Annotated in this window: 14 protein-coding genes; all 14 read left to right on the plus strand. The window is 35.3% G+C overall.

All coding sequences use genetic code 11. The features are described from left to right. Positions 1-9: 9 nt before the first annotated feature. The 14 genes from BUC16_RS08700 to asnB all read left to right on the plus strand — a co-directional run bounded on the left by BUC16_RS08700 (position 10) and on the right by asnB (position 14,755). A complete protein-coding gene (locus BUC16_RS08700) occupies positions 10-846 on the plus strand; it encodes a class I SAM-dependent methyltransferase (RefSeq protein WP_073369850.1) in 837 nt (278 codons plus the stop codon). Next, the gene (locus BUC16_RS08705) at positions 831-1,700 is read left to right on the plus strand and encodes a glycosyltransferase family 2 protein (RefSeq protein ID WP_073369852.1); all 870 of its coding nucleotides are present in this window, start codon (positions 831-833) and stop codon (positions 1,698-1,700) included. Before BUC16_RS08700 ends, BUC16_RS08705 begins: the two co-directional genes overlap by 16 nt. A 194-nt stretch (positions 1,701-1,894) precedes the next feature. Then, complete coding sequence (locus BUC16_RS08710) at positions 1,895-2,779, plus strand: glycosyltransferase (RefSeq protein ID WP_073369854.1); 885 nt, start codon at positions 1,895-1,897, stop codon at positions 2,777-2,779. Positions 2,780-2,865: 86 nt separating this feature from the next. Beyond that, positions 2,866-3,795 (plus strand): glycosyltransferase family 2 protein, encoded by a 930-nt coding sequence (locus BUC16_RS08715; RefSeq protein WP_073369856.1) that lies wholly within the window; start codon positions 2,866-2,868, stop codon positions 3,793-3,795. Between the two features lie 3 nt (positions 3,796-3,798). After that, on the plus strand, positions 3,799-4,911 hold the full coding sequence (gene wecB, locus BUC16_RS08720) for a non-hydrolyzing UDP-N-acetylglucosamine 2-epimerase (protein ID WP_073369858.1): 1,113 nt from the start codon (positions 3,799-3,801) through the stop codon (positions 4,909-4,911). Between the two features lie 220 nt (positions 4,912-5,131). Then, positions 5,132-6,385: a glycosyltransferase family protein gene (locus tag BUC16_RS08725; protein ID WP_073369860.1), complete on the plus strand. Its 1,254-nt coding sequence runs from the start codon at positions 5,132-5,134 to the stop codon at positions 6,383-6,385. Between the two features lie 6 nt (positions 6,386-6,391). Continuing rightward, positions 6,392-7,300, plus strand: a complete 909-nt coding sequence (locus BUC16_RS08730) for a glycosyltransferase family 2 protein (protein ID WP_073369861.1) — start codon at positions 6,392-6,394, stop codon at positions 7,298-7,300. 34 nt (positions 7,301-7,334) lie between these two features. Then, complete coding sequence (locus BUC16_RS08735; RefSeq protein ID WP_073369862.1) at positions 7,335-8,360, plus strand: N-acetylneuraminate synthase family protein; 1,026 nt, start codon at positions 7,335-7,337, stop codon at positions 8,358-8,360. Positions 8,361-8,613: 253 nt separating this feature from the next. After that, positions 8,614-8,943 carry a GIY-YIG nuclease family protein gene (locus BUC16_RS08740; protein WP_073369863.1) on the plus strand — a complete coding sequence of 110 codons (330 nt, stop codon included), beginning with the start codon at positions 8,614-8,616 and terminating at the stop codon, positions 8,941-8,943. Positions 8,944-9,177: 234 nt separating this feature from the next. After that, a complete protein-coding gene (gene neuC, locus BUC16_RS08745) occupies positions 9,178-10,335 on the plus strand; it encodes a UDP-N-acetylglucosamine 2-epimerase (RefSeq protein ID WP_073369864.1) in 1,158 nt (385 codons plus the stop codon). A gap of 178 nt (positions 10,336-10,513) precedes the next feature. Beyond that, a complete protein-coding gene (locus tag BUC16_RS08750; RefSeq protein WP_073369865.1) occupies positions 10,514-11,410 on the plus strand; it encodes an FkbM family methyltransferase in 897 nt (298 codons plus the stop codon). A gap of 11 nt (positions 11,411-11,421) precedes the next feature. Beyond that, the gene (locus BUC16_RS08755; RefSeq protein WP_073369866.1) at positions 11,422-12,228 is read left to right on the plus strand and encodes a glycosyltransferase family 2 protein; all 807 of its coding nucleotides are present in this window, start codon (positions 11,422-11,424) and stop codon (positions 12,226-12,228) included. Between the two features lie 4 nt (positions 12,229-12,232). Beyond that, positions 12,233-12,931: an acylneuraminate cytidylyltransferase family protein gene (locus BUC16_RS08760; protein ID WP_073369867.1), complete on the plus strand. Its 699-nt coding sequence runs from the start codon at positions 12,233-12,235 to the stop codon at positions 12,929-12,931. Beyond that, the gene (asnB, locus tag BUC16_RS08765) at positions 12,932-14,755 is read left to right on the plus strand and encodes an asparagine synthase (glutamine-hydrolyzing) (protein ID WP_073369869.1); all 1,824 of its coding nucleotides are present in this window, start codon (positions 12,932-12,934) and stop codon (positions 14,753-14,755) included. Positions 14,756-14,767 lie beyond the last annotated feature (12 nt).

The raw sequence follows: 14,767 nt of genomic DNA on the forward strand, positions 1-14,767 counted from the left end.
GATTAATTTATGACTAAGAAATCAACAGGTGAAAGATTAGAATTTTATGACTATTCAGATGTTACTATTGAGCATTTACATCGTTATGCAGTTGCAAATGATTTTGTAGAAAATAAAGTTGTTTTAGATATAGCTTCTGGGGAAGGATACGGTTCAAGTATTTTAGCCAAAAGAGCTCTTCAAGTTATAGGTGTAGATATTGATGTCGAATCAGTCAAAGATGCAAATGAAAAGTATAATAAAAATAATTTAAAATTTATAGTTGGTAATGCTGATAATATTCCAATTGAATCAAATTCCATAGATATTGTAGTGAGTTTTGAGACAATAGAACATCATGATAAACATGACGAGATGTTATTGGAAATTAAAAGAGTCTTGAAAAAAGATGGTTTATTAATAATGTCTTCTCCTGACAAAGAATTTTATTCAGATAAAATAGGACAAAATAATATTTATCACATCAAAGAATTATATTTTGAAGAGTTTAAAACTTTAATTAATAACTATTTTAGGCAAACATCGTATTATTTTCAAAAATCTTATAATTTCAATTCCTTTATTTCTAATGTAACTACTTATAAAGAGGTAGAAATTTTTTCTGGGGATAATTTAAATATATTTAAAAATGAAATAGAGCCTTTTTATAATATTGTTATTGCATCAGATGCAGAGATTTTCGAATTAAAGACTTCAATATTTAATGGGTCTAAAATTAAAGATTTACAAATGAAACAAATTATTAAAAGAATTCATGGCACGTTGACTTTTAAAATAGGTAAATTTATATACTGTCCTTTTTTCTATTTAAAAAGTAATAAAGTTATAAAATGGTTAAAGAATTAAATCCCTTAGTATCTATTTGTATTCCTACATACAATGGCGAAAAATATATTGAGGAAGCCCTGAATTCTGCAATAATCCAAACCTATACCAATTTAGAAATAATTATATCGGACGATGCTTCTATAGACAGAACAATTGAAATAATTAATAGCTATAGAAATCTAAGCAGCATCCCCTTTTATATTTACCACCATATTCCTGATGGAATAGGGTCAAATTGGAATAATTGTGTAAAAAAAGCTAAAGGAAAATACATCAAGTTTTTATTTCAAGATGATGTATTGCTTCCCACCTGTGTTGAGCAAATGGTTCAACTTGCCGTAATAAATGATAATGTAGGGATGGTTTATTGTAAAAGAAAATTTATTTATGATAAAAATGATAATTTTAGTATTGAGTGGATTAAATGGTGTGGCAATTTGCATAGCAGTTGGAAAAGTTTATCGGTTAGAGAAGGGATTATAAATGGAAAGGAATGTTTAAAGGATGAATACTTGCTTTATGCACCCAAAAATAAATTTGGGGAACCAACTGCAGTTTTAATCAATAAAAAGGTTTTTAATAAAATAGGGTATTTTAATGAAAATTTAAAACAGACATTAGATTTAGAATTTTGGTGGAGAGTTTTGAATTGTTTTGATGTAGGATTTATTGATAAAGAGTTGGTTTTTTTTAGATTGCATAGGGATCAAGCAACGCAACTAAACAGCAACAATCAAATAAATGAATTGGAAAAATTGTCGAAGTTTTGCTACGATAAATTGTTTTGGAGATTGCATCCTAAAACAAGATGGAATCTTTTCAAAAGTTATGGTGTTTTATGTAAACTATATAGAAAATTAAAAAAGATATAGATTGTTACATATTTGATACTTATGTTAAAGAATTATAAACTGTTGCATGTGAAGAATGCTGTCCAAATTAACAGAAAAGAGTTTTTGTTTTTAAAAACATTTTTTAATAAAATTAAGTTCTGTCGAATAATTATAGATAATCATTCAGGATAGAAAAAAGAGTGGTTTTTAATCTTTAAAATAAAATTGTATTAATGTTAGCGATAGTAATTCCTTATTACAAATTGACTTTCTTTGAAGAAACATTAGAGTCATTAGCCAATCAAACCGACAAGCGATTTAAAGTTTTTATTGGGGATGATTCAAGTCCAGAAGATCCAACAGTTTTGTTAAGTAAATATCAAGGAAAATTTGATTTTGTGTATCATCGATTTGAAAGTAATTTGGGAGGTACTTCGTTAACCCAACAATGGGAGCGTTGTATTGCGCTTTCAGACAACGAAGAATGGATCATGATTTTGGGAGATGATGATTATTTGGGAGAAAATGTAGTGGAGCAATTTTACATTCATTTATTGGAATTCGTCACAAAAACCAATTTGGTGCGTTTTGCTTCACGAACGATAGTTCAAGAAGAAAATCATAAAGCCCGTATTTGTGAAAATCCTGTTTGGGAAAGTGCCACTGATGCTTTTTATAGAAAATTTAAATTGATTACCCGAAGTTCTCTTTCGGAATATGTTTTTTTTAAAAAGGCATACCAAAGATATGGATTTTATAACTATCCATTAGCCTGGAACAGTGATGATAGAGCTTGGTTAGACTTTTCAGAGAATAGGCCTATCTATTCCATTAATGAGGGGGTTGTCTGCGTGAGACTGTCCAATTTAAACATATCAGGAAAAAGAGATAATCTTGAAATGAAAAATGCTTCATTGGTTGCATTCCATAAATTTTTAATACAACACAAATTAAAATATTTCAGTAAATATGACAGAATAAAAATAATCAGAAAATACCATTATGAATTAAATATCATGAAGTCATTAGAGAGTATGGATTGGATATTCTTGATCAAAAATTATTTGCTAAATATAAATCTACCAGTAATAAAAGGTTTTTTAAAAAAGTATATTTAGTCAGAGGGCTAAAGAAAATCATATTGGTCTTAAAAAAATCTATTACGTCTTAATTAAATACATATTGGTTATTAATTAAAAAAAGAATGAATCCTAAAGTAAGCATAATAATGGCGACCTTTAATAGAGCGCATTTTATAGTCGAGACACTATTATCAATTCAAAATCAAACATTCAAAGATTGGGAATGTATTATTATTGATGATGGTGGAATCGATAATACAAAGGAAGTTATTGCTTCAATTCTTGAGGAAGATGATCGATTTCAATATGTAAAGCGTTCAGGTAGTTATAAAAAAGGACTGCCAGGTTGTCGAAATTATGGTTTGGATTTAGTCAAAGGAGAACGTGTTATTTTTTTTGATGATGATGATATTGTGCATCCCCAAAATTTGGAGTTGTGCATGTTAGAGCTTGAAGATGACACTGTTTCTTTTTGCAGGTATATTAGAAGTGTTTTTTTTGAGGACTTTGACTATGAATTTGATTATTCAAAAAAATACAATTCTTTTTATATTGGTATAAAAGATTTAGAAAAAATATTAAAAAACGAAATTCCTTTTAACTCTTGTGCTATAATGTGGAAGGCAACGTGTTTTAAAAACAATCGATTTGCTGAAAATTTGATGTATGCTGAAGAATGGGAATTGTACTCCAGAATAATATCCTCAGGTTTTAGAGGAATTTCAATTGAAAAATGTTTGTTTTATGGGCGCAAACACCTTAATTCAAATACAGGGGAGTTCTATAGACATAATCCTATTCGAAGGGAGTCCTTTGCAAATGCTATTTTATTAGTAATCCAGAATCTAAAAGAAAAACAATTACTGTCCGATTCCTTAAAGCGCTATTTTGTAACTCTTTCAAAAGAATTTACCGAATATAATTTATTCAATGCCATTTTAAATGTTATGGATTTGTCTACATTTGAAAAATTAAAATGGCAACTTTTTTATCTATTCTATCCTATTCGATTGCCCTTTTATAAAATCAAAAAAGCATTGCAAAAAAAGTAAGCCATGGAAATTCTAATTGTTTTTGGCACTCGTCCTGAAGCCATCAAAATGGCACCATTGTATCACGAACTCCAAAAAAGTAGTATTGAGGTAAAGATTTGTGTTACGGCACAACACCGGGAAATGCTGGATCAAGTATTGGATTTTTTTGAAATTGTACCGGATTACGACCTCGATTTGATGCAAGCCAACCAAACCCTGAACGGTTTAAGTGCGAAGATTTTCATCAAGATAGATGAAGTATTGACGATAGAACAACCGGATTTGGTTTTGGTGCATGGAGATACTACAACTTCGTCTATCGTGGCTTTGGCGGCCTTTCATTTGGGTATCAGAGTAGGTCATGTGGAGGCGGGTTTGAGAACGTATAACAAGAAAGCCCCATTTCCAGAAGAAATCAATCGCCAAATCACAAGTCGAATTGCCGATATTCATTTTACACCAACTAAGCAAGCCACACAGAATTTGTTGAAGGAGGGAATTCTCCAAGACTATATTGTAGAAACAGGAAACACGGTTATAGATGCCTTGTTCTGGACGCTTCATAAAATAGAAAAGGAGGATTACAGTCATCTGGAAATTGAGGAATTAAAGAGGATTCTTCCGGCCGACAAAAAAATAGTATTGGTAACGGGACATCGCCGAGAAAATATCGGAGAGGGGTTTCATAATCTTTGTGAAGCACTGCTAAAAGTTTCAGAAAGAGAGGATGTCGTGATTGTTTATCCAGTGCATTTGAATCCCAACGTGAAGGATGTCGTGCATGAATTGTTGTCCAATAAAGAAAATATTCAGCTCATTGCGCCGGTCTCCTATCCCGCTTTTGTTTGGTTGATGCAACAATCCTACTTGATAGTAACTGATTCGGGCGGCATTCAAGAGGAAGCACCTTCATTGGGGAAACCCGTAATTGTTACTCGCACCGTTTCGGAAAGACCTGAAGGAGTGGAGGCAGGGTTCTCAACCTTGGTGGGTACCGACAGAAAAAAAATTATAAATGCCATCCAGGATATTTTGGATAATTTTACTGGTTTTGACAGCCCAATGAACCCCTACGGAAATGGAAATGCGTCAAAACGAATTGTGGATTTTTTGTCTCATTATTTTATTGGATGATTTGTTTTTTGGGAAGGTCTTCGACAGGCTCAGACTGACAGAGGTGTTCTTGATTGATAATCGTGTTGTGATGAGATATGGGCTTGATGGAGTGTTTGTTTTTTAGGAAGGTCTTCGACACGACAGGCTCAGACTGACATTTGGTAGTGTATTGTCACGCTGAGCTTGTCGAAGCGATATTTATAAATAAAAAGGGTTACAAGACCATTAAATCAAGGAAATGAAAATACTCGTAGTAGTTGATTCCATAAACATAGAGGACAGCAGTGGTTCCAAAGCAAATGTGGCACTGATTTATAATTTGGTTGAGGCCGGGTTTGAGGTGCTGGTGTATCATTATACCTTGAAAAACATTCCATTGGAAGGGGTGAATTGTTTCGCCATTCCCGAAATAAAATACAGTCCCTTGTATTTTTTAAGCCGATTGCAACGAGTTTTAGGTAGAACTTTTAATCTTGATGTCGCTCCTTTTTTGGAAAAATTATTCGGTTTTTCTTTTACTTTTTTCAATGATGCCAAGAGTATTGAAAGGGCTTTGAAAAAAAGCAAGTTTCAACCCGATTTGGTTCTGAGTTTGAGTAAGGGAGCCAGTTTTAGACCGCATTATGCCGTGTTGCAACTTCCCGAATTGCATAATAAATGGATGGCCTACGTGCACGATCCTTATCCGTTTCATTATTATCCACGACCTTATACATGGGTAGAATCGAGTTACAAACAAAAGGAAACATTTTTCAGGCAAGTTTCCGAAAAAGCAAAACATAGTGCTTTCCCAAGCCAATTGTTGCTGGAATGGATAGGTAGTTATTTTCCTGATTTTCTAAAAACCGGGGTTGTGATACCGCATCAAATTGCAAAGTATAAATTTCAGGCTTCAGGACAAGGCAATCATTTTCCGGATTATTTTGATGCTGCAAAATTCAATTTATTGCATGCGGGGAATCTGATGAAACAGCGTTGTCCCCAAGGTTTGATAGAAGGTTTTCAATTATTTTTGAATAAAAATCCAGATGCTGCCAAAGAGTCCAAACTCATTTTATTGGGGAATGCCTCCTATCATTCAAAAATGCTTGAAGAATACCAAGCCGATAATCCTGAAATTTATATTTACAATGGGAATTTATCTTTTGATGCTGTATATCAGCTTCAAAAAAATGTTTCGGTCAATATTATTTTGGAGTCAAAATCAGAAATCAGTCCCTTTTTGCCAGCCAAGTTTCCCCATTGTGTGGAAGCGAATAAAACAATCCTTTCTCTAACGCCTTATTATAGTGAAACCAGAAGATTGTTGGGCTATGATTACCCTTATTGGGCAGAGGTCGATGATGTGGAAAAAATTGCGGGTTTAATTGAAAAGTTGTATCAATTATGGAAGCAAGATCCAGATAATTTGCTTTTGGAAAGAAGTGATTTAAAGGAATATTTGTCTGCTAGTTATTTAAAAAAAGTTGTTAATGCTTTGAAAATAAATTAATAAGGAATGACAGATCAGAAGTTTTCGATACTCATTACCACCAAAAATAGGCTATCCGATTTGGTTTTTACCTTGGGTAAAATTCAATATTTGATAGAGAGAAAGGATGTAGTGTGTGTCATTTGTGATGACGGTTCTACTGATGGTACGACAAGTTTTATACAAACCCAGTATCCTGAAATACAACTGATTCAAAACGCCAAAAGTCGGGGTTTGGTATACAGCAGGAATCGATTGTTGAGCTTGGTTACAACGGAGTTTGCCATTTCAATAGACGATGATGCCCATTTTGTTACTGAAAACCCTTTGGAATCCATTCGCAACTATTTTGAAAAGAATGCCAATTGCGGCTTGGTGGCACTTCGGGTTTTTTGGGGAATCGAAGAACCTTTTTTCAAAATATCCAACGAAAAACCAAATCAAGTTCAAGGATTTGTGGGTTGTGGTCATGTTTGGAGAATGAAAGCTTGGCGAGATATTCCCGATTATCCCTCTTGGTTTATTTTTTATGGAGAGGAAGAATTCGCTTCTTTTAACCTGTTTAAAAAAAAATGGGAAATCCATTATTTGCCTGAAGTCTTGCTTAACCATAGAGTCGATGTAAAAGCAAGAAGAGATAAAAGCGATTATACCATACGATTGCGAAGGTCTTTGCGTTCGGGTTGGTATTTGTTTTTCTTGTTTTATCCTGTTGGTATCATTCCAAGGAAAATGACCTATTCGCTTTGGATGCAGTTCAAACTGAAAGTTTTTAAAGGTGATTTCAGGGCTTTACAGGCCATTATTTTGGCTTTGTTCGATTTGGTCTGGAACATTCCACGAATCATGAAAAACAGCAATCGATTGACGAAGAAAGAATATGAAGCATATAATCAACTTCCCGAGACTAAAATTTATTGGCAACAGGAAAAATGAGTATTTTTGTTTCATATCAAGCCAATAATAAACTATGTCGTCAAAAAAATCATCTCCCTACCTCATTGCCGAAATCGGACAGGCACATGAAGGCAGCCTCGGAATATTGTATTCTTATATCGATGCCCTAGCCCAAACCGGGGTCGACGGGGTGAAGTTCCAAATGCACATTGCCGAAGCCGAAAGCAGCGAATATGAACCTTTTCGGGTGAAATTCTCGTTAGAGGACGGAACCCGATTTGAGTATTGGAAACGAATGGGGTTTACTCTCGAACAATGGAAAGGCATCAAAAAACATTGCGAGGGTTTGGGACTCGATTTTATTTGTTCGCCCTTCAGTAATTTGGCGGTGGATTGGTTGGAAGAAATGGGGGTGGAACAATACAAAATAGGCTCCGGTGAAGTGAACAATTTCTTGCTATTGGAAAAAATTGCCCAAACAGGGAAGCCGGTTATTTTGTCTTCGGGAATGAGTTCATATATTGAATTAGACCAGACGGTGGCGTTTCTTAAAGAAAGGAATGTTGATTTTTCCATTTTGCAATGTACGACTGCTTATCCTACCCAACCCGAACAATACGGATTGAACGTGATTCAAGAATTACAAAAAAGATATAATGTACCCATAGGGTTTTCTGACCATTCCGCAAAAACGGCAACTTGTATCGCCGCAACCACTTTGGGAGCGAGCATTCTCGAATTTCACGTTGTTTTTGATAGACAGTTATTTGGTCCAGATTCAAAATCTTCCTTGACCATTGCCGAAACCACGGATTTGGTACTGGCCGTTAGAAATATATCCACTGCCTTGTACAATCCGATTGATAAAAATAATACTGAGGCTTTTTCTTCGCTAAAGCAAATTTTTGAAAAGTCGTTAGCAGTCAATAAAGATTTGCCTAAAAATCACATTCTGACTTTCGATGATTTGGAATCCAAAAAGCCAAAAGGTTTTGGAATAGCAGCTTCTCGTTTTCAGGAAATAATTGGAAAACCCTTGAGTAAAGATTTAAAACAATGGGATTTTTTGAATGAGAAAGACATTTTTGATAATGAATGACGATGTCACACTGAGCTTGTCGAAGTGTTTTGTTAAAGAACCGAAGCGTATTGTTAGAGTGGGTCTTCGACAAGCTCAGACTGACATTTGTTGTGTAAATTGATACTTGAGAACAAATTGTCACGCTGAGCTTGTAGAAGCGTTTTTGTCAAGAATCGAAGGGTATTGTTGAAGGGAATTCGACAGGTTCAGTCTGACAATTGTTGCAAGACTGACATAGTTGAAGTACATATAAATCATCAGAAAGGAAGATATGAAATTTTATTACGTCTATATTGTCAAGTGTTCTGATAATTCCTATTACATTGGAATGACAAACAGTATCGACAGAAGATTGTTTGAACACAATTCGGATAAAAATCCAGATTCCTATACTTTTAGCAGAAGACCAGTTGTGTTGGTTTGGTTCGAATCTTTTTCTGACCCTACACAGGCAATTATGATTGAGAAAAAAATTAAAGGTTGGAGCAGGAGAAAGAAAGAGGCTTTAATAAGTGAGGATTGGGATAAATTAGTGCAGTATTCAAAAAACTATACGGAATTTGGTAAAAATGGAGATGGGTCTTCGGCAAGCTCAGACTGACACTCGAGTACTTGATTGCAATTGGTAGTACAAATGTCACGCTGAGCCTGTCGAAGCGCTTTTATAAACAAATCGACTTGAGAAAGGGGCTTCGAAAAGCTCAGACAGACAATTGAGTACTTGATTACGATTGGTAGCTCAAATATTACACAGAGCTTGTCGATGAGTTTTTAAATAACCTTTCCCTATTTCCTCTTTTTTACCTACTTTTAACCCAAGTATAATAAAATCAAAATGCCAAAAAGAAAAATAGCCGTGGTCATTACGGCGCGTCCTTCTTATAGTCGGGTAAAAACAGTGTTGTCCGCCATTCAAAAGCATCCCGATTTGGAATTACAGTTGGTGGTAGCCGCCTCTGCTTTGTTGGATCGATACGGTTCTGCCGTGAATTATATCGAAAAAGACGGTTTCTCCATTGCTGCCAAGGTGTTTAATGTTTTGGAAGGAGAGAATTTGACTGCTGCAGCCAAAACCACTGGAATTGGTATTCTGGAATTGTCCACTGTTTTTGACAACCTGAAACCGGATATTGTCGTGACTGTTGCCGACCGATTTGAAACTATGGCGACGGCCATTGCGGCTTCCTACATGAACATCCCTTTGGCACATATTCAGGGTGGAGAAGTCACTGGAAATATAGACGAGAAAGTGCGTCACGCCATTACCAAGTTGTCTGATTACCATTTTGTGGCTTCGGAGAGTGCCAAGGAAAGGGTCATCAAATTAGGTGAAGATCCAACGATGGTTTTTAATACAGGTTGTCCTTCTATTGATTTGGCTTCAGCAATAATAAATAGTAAAACACTTCCATTTGATCCGTATGAAAAATATGGTGGGGTGGGAGCCAAACCCGATTTGTCGAATGGCTATTTGGTGGTTATGCAGCATCCTGTTACCACTGAATACAAAGATTCACGAAAACATGTGGAAGCTACACTCGAAGCTATTTATACACTCGGTAGACCCACACTTTGGTTTTGGCCGAACGTCGATGCAGGAGCCGATGGCACCTCCACGGGAATTCGAGCCTTCAGGGAACAGCACCAATTGCCGAATGTTCATTTTTTCAAGAATATGGAAGGAACGGATTTTCTGCAATTGTTGCAACACAGCGATTGCCTAATCGGAAATTCTAGTGTGGGAATACGGGAATGTGCTTTCTTGGGGGTTCCGGTCATCAATATTGGTTCGCGCCAAAACAGGAGAGACCGTGGAGGTAACAGCGTGGATGTGGACTATTCGCAAGAGCAAATAGAAGCTGCCATCACGGCTTCCGTACAGAAAGGAAAAGCCAATTCGTCTTCCATTTATGGTAAAGGGAAAGCGGGTATGCAAATTGCTGAATTACTGGCCGATTTGCCTTTGCAATTTCATAAAACCATTATGTATTAAGACTTCTCTCCTTCGATAAACTTAGGCAGGTTATGTCGAGGATGGGAATTGTTTTTTACTAACAGTTGTAATTCAAGTTGAACTTGTTGGAGAACTTGTTTTCAAAGTACTTTGTCCTTCGTAAACAGGATGATAAAAAAATCTAAATTAGCAATAAAAACTAATTACACACAAAGTAATGGCTAAAACCAATAAAATTTCTAATTTAAAAAGATTAAACATAAAAAACAAATTCATTGTTGTTCTATATCTGATTAAAAGAATTTTAAGAATTAAACCTACTGAAAACGAAGAAAACGTTTATATCTATTACAATATTTTAATCAATTCCAATGGGTATTATTTCGGGGAAACCAAAGATGAATTTGTTTCTGAACTAAAAGATAATTTTTACAAACGCATAAAAACAAGAAAAAAGCCAAAATCAAGTGATTTGGATGCTTTTAACATGATTTATTCAAAAAAAGAGTATTTACCAGTCATCAAAGCATATTTTGATAGTTTTAATTTAAATGAAAAAGCTTTGTGTATAATAGATGCTGGTAGTAATATCGGTTTAACAACATTGTTTTTTATTGATTATTTTAAAAAAGTTAATATTGTTTGCATTGAACCTGAATTGGAAAATTTTAAAATTTTAGATTATAATTTGAAAAATTGTAATGATAATACTGTATACAAAATTAATGGTGCTGTTTGGAGTAAAGATTGTAATATAAAAGTCATCAATGATTTCAAAGATAAATTAGACTGGTCTTTTAGAGTTGAAGAAACAACAGAAGCTAGTGGTATCAAGGCATTTTCAATAGATTCCATAATTAAAAATGTTGGGTTTGATTCGATAGATATTTTGAAAATAGATATTGAAGGTTCCGAGAAACAAATATTTGACAAAAACAATTCGAATTTGGAATTTTTAAAAATAACGAAATGTATCGCTATCGAGATACATGATTTTTTTGATTGTAGAAGGCAAATTTATGATGTTTTAGATTTTTATGGATTTACTTATTTCAATGAAGGTGAATTGACAATTGCAGTGAATTCAAATTTACTTGAAAATAAAACTAAATAATTTTTAATAATATGATATCAGTATTAATTAGGAATAAAAATGAAGCTTTATCTTTAGAAAAAGCAATTAAAAGTATTTTGGTCCAGCATTTTACTGTTCCTTTTGAAATAGTGGTCGTTGATGATGCTTCTAGTGATAATTCTATAGAGATTGCTAATCAATATGGATGCAAGGTCGTTTCTTTAGATAAAGCATTTACTTACGGCTATGCCATAAATTTTGGAGTCAAACACTGTAAATACGATATCGTTCTTTTGTTAAGTTCACATAATATTCTTCTTTCCAATGACTTCCCGGAAAAGTTGATAAAGTATTTTATTGATCCCAAGGTAGCGGGAGTTCGTTGTACACCCATTGCCAATTCTAGACAAGTGGAGCAATCCTTGGATGGGTTTTTGACTATTGACAAGGATAATTATTCTCATTCCAATGACTGGCAAAACTTGCTTATTGCCAATTGCTCGGCCATTAGAAAGAATGTGGCTCTTGAAATTGGCTTTAATGAAACAATCCGTTCCAATGAAGAGAAACTGTGGTGTCTTGACATTATGGAAAAAGGGTATAGCATTATATCCAATACACCTTGTTATTTTCTGTATAATAAAAAAAATAATTCAAAAGCAATAATTAGAGATTCGATATCAAAATACCAGATTGATGGAATCAAGCCGAAATCCTTGCCAGCTTTTTTGTTTATTTTGTTGAAATCAATACCTTGGGCCATTAAAATTGCCGTGTTAGCATGGTTCAATACAATTATAGGTCAATTAAATACTACCCTTATTCCATATAAATACCGTAAAGGGATTTACAAATAAACCAATGAAAATTCTAGCCATCATCCCTGCCCGAGGAAGTTCCAAAGGAGTTCCTGGTAAAAACATCAAGTTGTTGAACGGAAAACCATTGTTGACCTATACTTCTGAAATTGCCCTGCAATCTAATTATTTGACGGAAGTTATTGTTTCGACCGAGGACGAACGAATTAGGGAAGTAGCAAAAAAGGTAGGACTAAAAGTGCCGTTCATTAGACCAGTGGCATTGGCGCAAGATGATACACCAACAATTGATGTCATTATTCACGCCTTACAATGGTATGAAAAGCAAAATAGTTTCTTTGACGCGGTTTGTCTTTTGCAAGTGACCAGTCCATTCAGGACACTTGATTTTCTGGACAAGGCCATCGAGAGATTTTATGAAAGAGGTTGCGATTCCTTGGTTTCTGTACTAAAAGTGCCGCACGAATACAATCCGCATTGGACTTTTGAGGTGAATGCCGATGGGAATTTGAAAATTGTGACTGGTGAAGCCGAAATAATCCCCCGGAGACAAGAATTGCCAACCGCATATCACAGGGACGGAAGTATTTATATTACCAAGACAGAAGTCCTTTTAAAGAAACATTCCTTGTACGGTAAAAGTATCGCATTCATCGAATCGGAACCGGATTTTTACGTCAATATTGATACTATGGAAGACTGGAGAAAGGCAGAAGAAATGATTCAAAAAAAATTGAAATAAATGTGTGGCATTGCGGGAATACTTGGTGATTACAAAGAACCTCAATTAGATGCCATGCTCGCCAGCCAGCAGCATCGAGGTCCAGATGCCACTGGTAAATATTTTGATGTTGGATATGCTGCTTTGGGACACAATCGTTTGGCTATTATCGATTTGTCGCCAAAATCAAATCAGCCTTTTAAAGATAATTCTGGGCGCTACTTGATTGTTTTTAATGGAGAAATCTATAATTATATTGAAATTAAGGCATCACTACAAAGTCAATATGATTTCACGACTGAATCCGATACCGAGGTTTTATTGGCGGCGTTTATCATTTATGGAACATCGTGTTTAGCAAAATTCAACGGTATGTTTGCCTTTGCCATTTGGGACAATCAGGAAAAAAAACTATTTGCCGCCCGTGATCGATTTGGAGTAAAACCTTTTTATTACAGTTTGTTCAATAATACTTTCTACTTTTCGTCAGAAATAAAAGCTTTGCACGCTACTGGAATTCCGAAAGAACCCAACGAAAAAGTATGGGCTTCCTATTTTGCTTATGGCTCTTATGGTATGCCTGATGAAACTTTTTGGTCGGGGATTGCACAATTGCCTGGAGGCCATTTTTTAAGTTTTTCGCCTCAACAATGTCAGTCTGAGCTGAGTATACCCCGATCTTGTCGAGAGGTCGAAGACCTGATCATAAAAAAATGGTACTGTTTTGAAGAAGAAGTTGCCAAACAGCCTAAAAATTTGACCTTCTCACAAGCCAAAGAACACTACGTTGGACTGCTGAAAGATAGCGTCAAATTACGTTTTCGAGCCGACGTTTCGGTAGGTTTCAATATAAGTGGAGGATTGGACAGTTCGGTGTTGTTGGCTTTAGTTAATTTGCAAGAGAATAACAATTTGAACAACAATTGTCACCCTGAGCCAAGCCTGCCCCGAGCTTGTCGAGGGGAAGGGAAACAATCTGCAATCAATGCCTATACTTTTTATACCAATAGTCCGGATTATGACGAATTGCCCTGGGTGGAACAAATGATTGCCAAAACAAGAAACTCTTTGACGAAAGTGCTTTTGCAAGCCGATGAGGTTCCAGATTTGGCCCAAAGAATGGCGTGGCAACAAGACGAGCCTTTTGGAGGTATTCCAACCTTGGCGTATTCCAAAATATTTGAACAAGCCCGAAAAGATAAAGTTTTGGTGTTACTGGATGGTCAAGGAATGGACGAACAATGGGCAGGTTATGATTATTATATCCAAGACAACGAAGCGACTATTCAAGGCATTCAAGATTTTCCGTATAAAACAACAATGCTTTCGGATTCTTTTTTAACAAAAGCCGAAAAACCCATCTATCCCAAGCCTTTTGACAACGAAGTGTTGAACAAACAATACAGGGACTTGTTTTATACCAAGATTCCGAGAGCGTTGCGATTTAATGATCGCATTTCGATGGCTTTTTCAACCGAATTGCGGGAACCTTTTCTGGATTATCGTTTGGTGGAATTGGCGTTTTCGCTGCCTTTGGATTATAAAATCAGAAATAGACAAACTAAATTTATGTTGCGTGAAATTGCCTCGGACTACTTGGCGGCCGATTTGGTTTTTGCTCCCAAGAGAGCCTTGCAAACTCCGCAACGGGAGTGGCTTGCCGCCGATTTGAAGAGTTGGGTAAGTAGCTGTTTCAAGGAATTGGAAAATTCTTCTTGTTCCACTTGGTTTGATGAGGCCAGCTTGGAAAAGGAATTGCAACGCTATTTTGAGGGAAATATACAATCCAGTTTTCATATTTGGCAATGTATTGGTTTGTGTGAAATGTTTAAAAAGAACAATTAGTTCAATTTAAAT

The organism is Flavobacterium fluvii, from assembly GCF_900129545.1.
Classification (GTDB): domain Bacteria; phylum Bacteroidota; class Bacteroidia; order Flavobacteriales; family Flavobacteriaceae; genus Flavobacterium; species Flavobacterium fluvii.

What these genes read in the sequence shown, in the direction of transcription:
- BUC16_RS08700 (WP_073369850.1), top strand. Translation starts at nt 10, where the DNA reads ATGACTAAGAAATCAACAGGTGAAAGATTAGAATTTTATGACTATTCA.
- BUC16_RS08735 (WP_073369862.1), top strand. Translation starts at nt 7,335, where the DNA reads ATGTCGTCAAAAAAATCATCTCCCTACCTCATTGCCGAAATCGGACAG.
- BUC16_RS08740 (WP_073369863.1), top strand. Translation starts at nt 8,614, where the DNA reads ATGAAATTTTATTACGTCTATATTGTCAAGTGTTCTGATAATTCCTAT.
- BUC16_RS08755 (WP_073369866.1), top strand. Translation starts at nt 11,422, where the DNA reads ATGATATCAGTATTAATTAGGAATAAAAATGAAGCTTTATCTTTAGAA.
- wecB (WP_073369858.1), top strand. Translation starts at nt 3,799, where the DNA reads ATGGAAATTCTAATTGTTTTTGGCACTCGTCCTGAAGCCATCAAAATG.
- BUC16_RS08760 (WP_073369867.1), top strand. Translation starts at nt 12,233, where the DNA reads ATGAAAATTCTAGCCATCATCCCTGCCCGAGGAAGTTCCAAAGGAGTT.
- BUC16_RS08710 (WP_073369854.1), top strand. Translation starts at nt 1,895, where the DNA reads ATGTTAGCGATAGTAATTCCTTATTACAAATTGACTTTCTTTGAAGAA.
- BUC16_RS08705 (WP_073369852.1), top strand. Translation starts at nt 831, where the DNA reads ATGGTTAAAGAATTAAATCCCTTAGTATCTATTTGTATTCCTACATAC.
- BUC16_RS08730 (WP_073369861.1), top strand. Translation starts at nt 6,392, where the DNA reads ATGACAGATCAGAAGTTTTCGATACTCATTACCACCAAAAATAGGCTA.
- BUC16_RS08750 (WP_073369865.1), top strand. Translation starts at nt 10,514, where the DNA reads ATGGCTAAAACCAATAAAATTTCTAATTTAAAAAGATTAAACATAAAA.
- BUC16_RS08715 (WP_073369856.1), top strand. Translation starts at nt 2,866, where the DNA reads ATGAATCCTAAAGTAAGCATAATAATGGCGACCTTTAATAGAGCGCAT.
- asnB (WP_073369869.1), top strand. Translation starts at nt 12,932, where the DNA reads ATGTGTGGCATTGCGGGAATACTTGGTGATTACAAAGAACCTCAATTA.
- BUC16_RS08725 (WP_073369860.1), top strand. Translation starts at nt 5,132, where the DNA reads ATGAAAATACTCGTAGTAGTTGATTCCATAAACATAGAGGACAGCAGT.
- neuC (WP_073369864.1), top strand. Translation starts at nt 9,178, where the DNA reads ATGCCAAAAAGAAAAATAGCCGTGGTCATTACGGCGCGTCCTTCTTAT.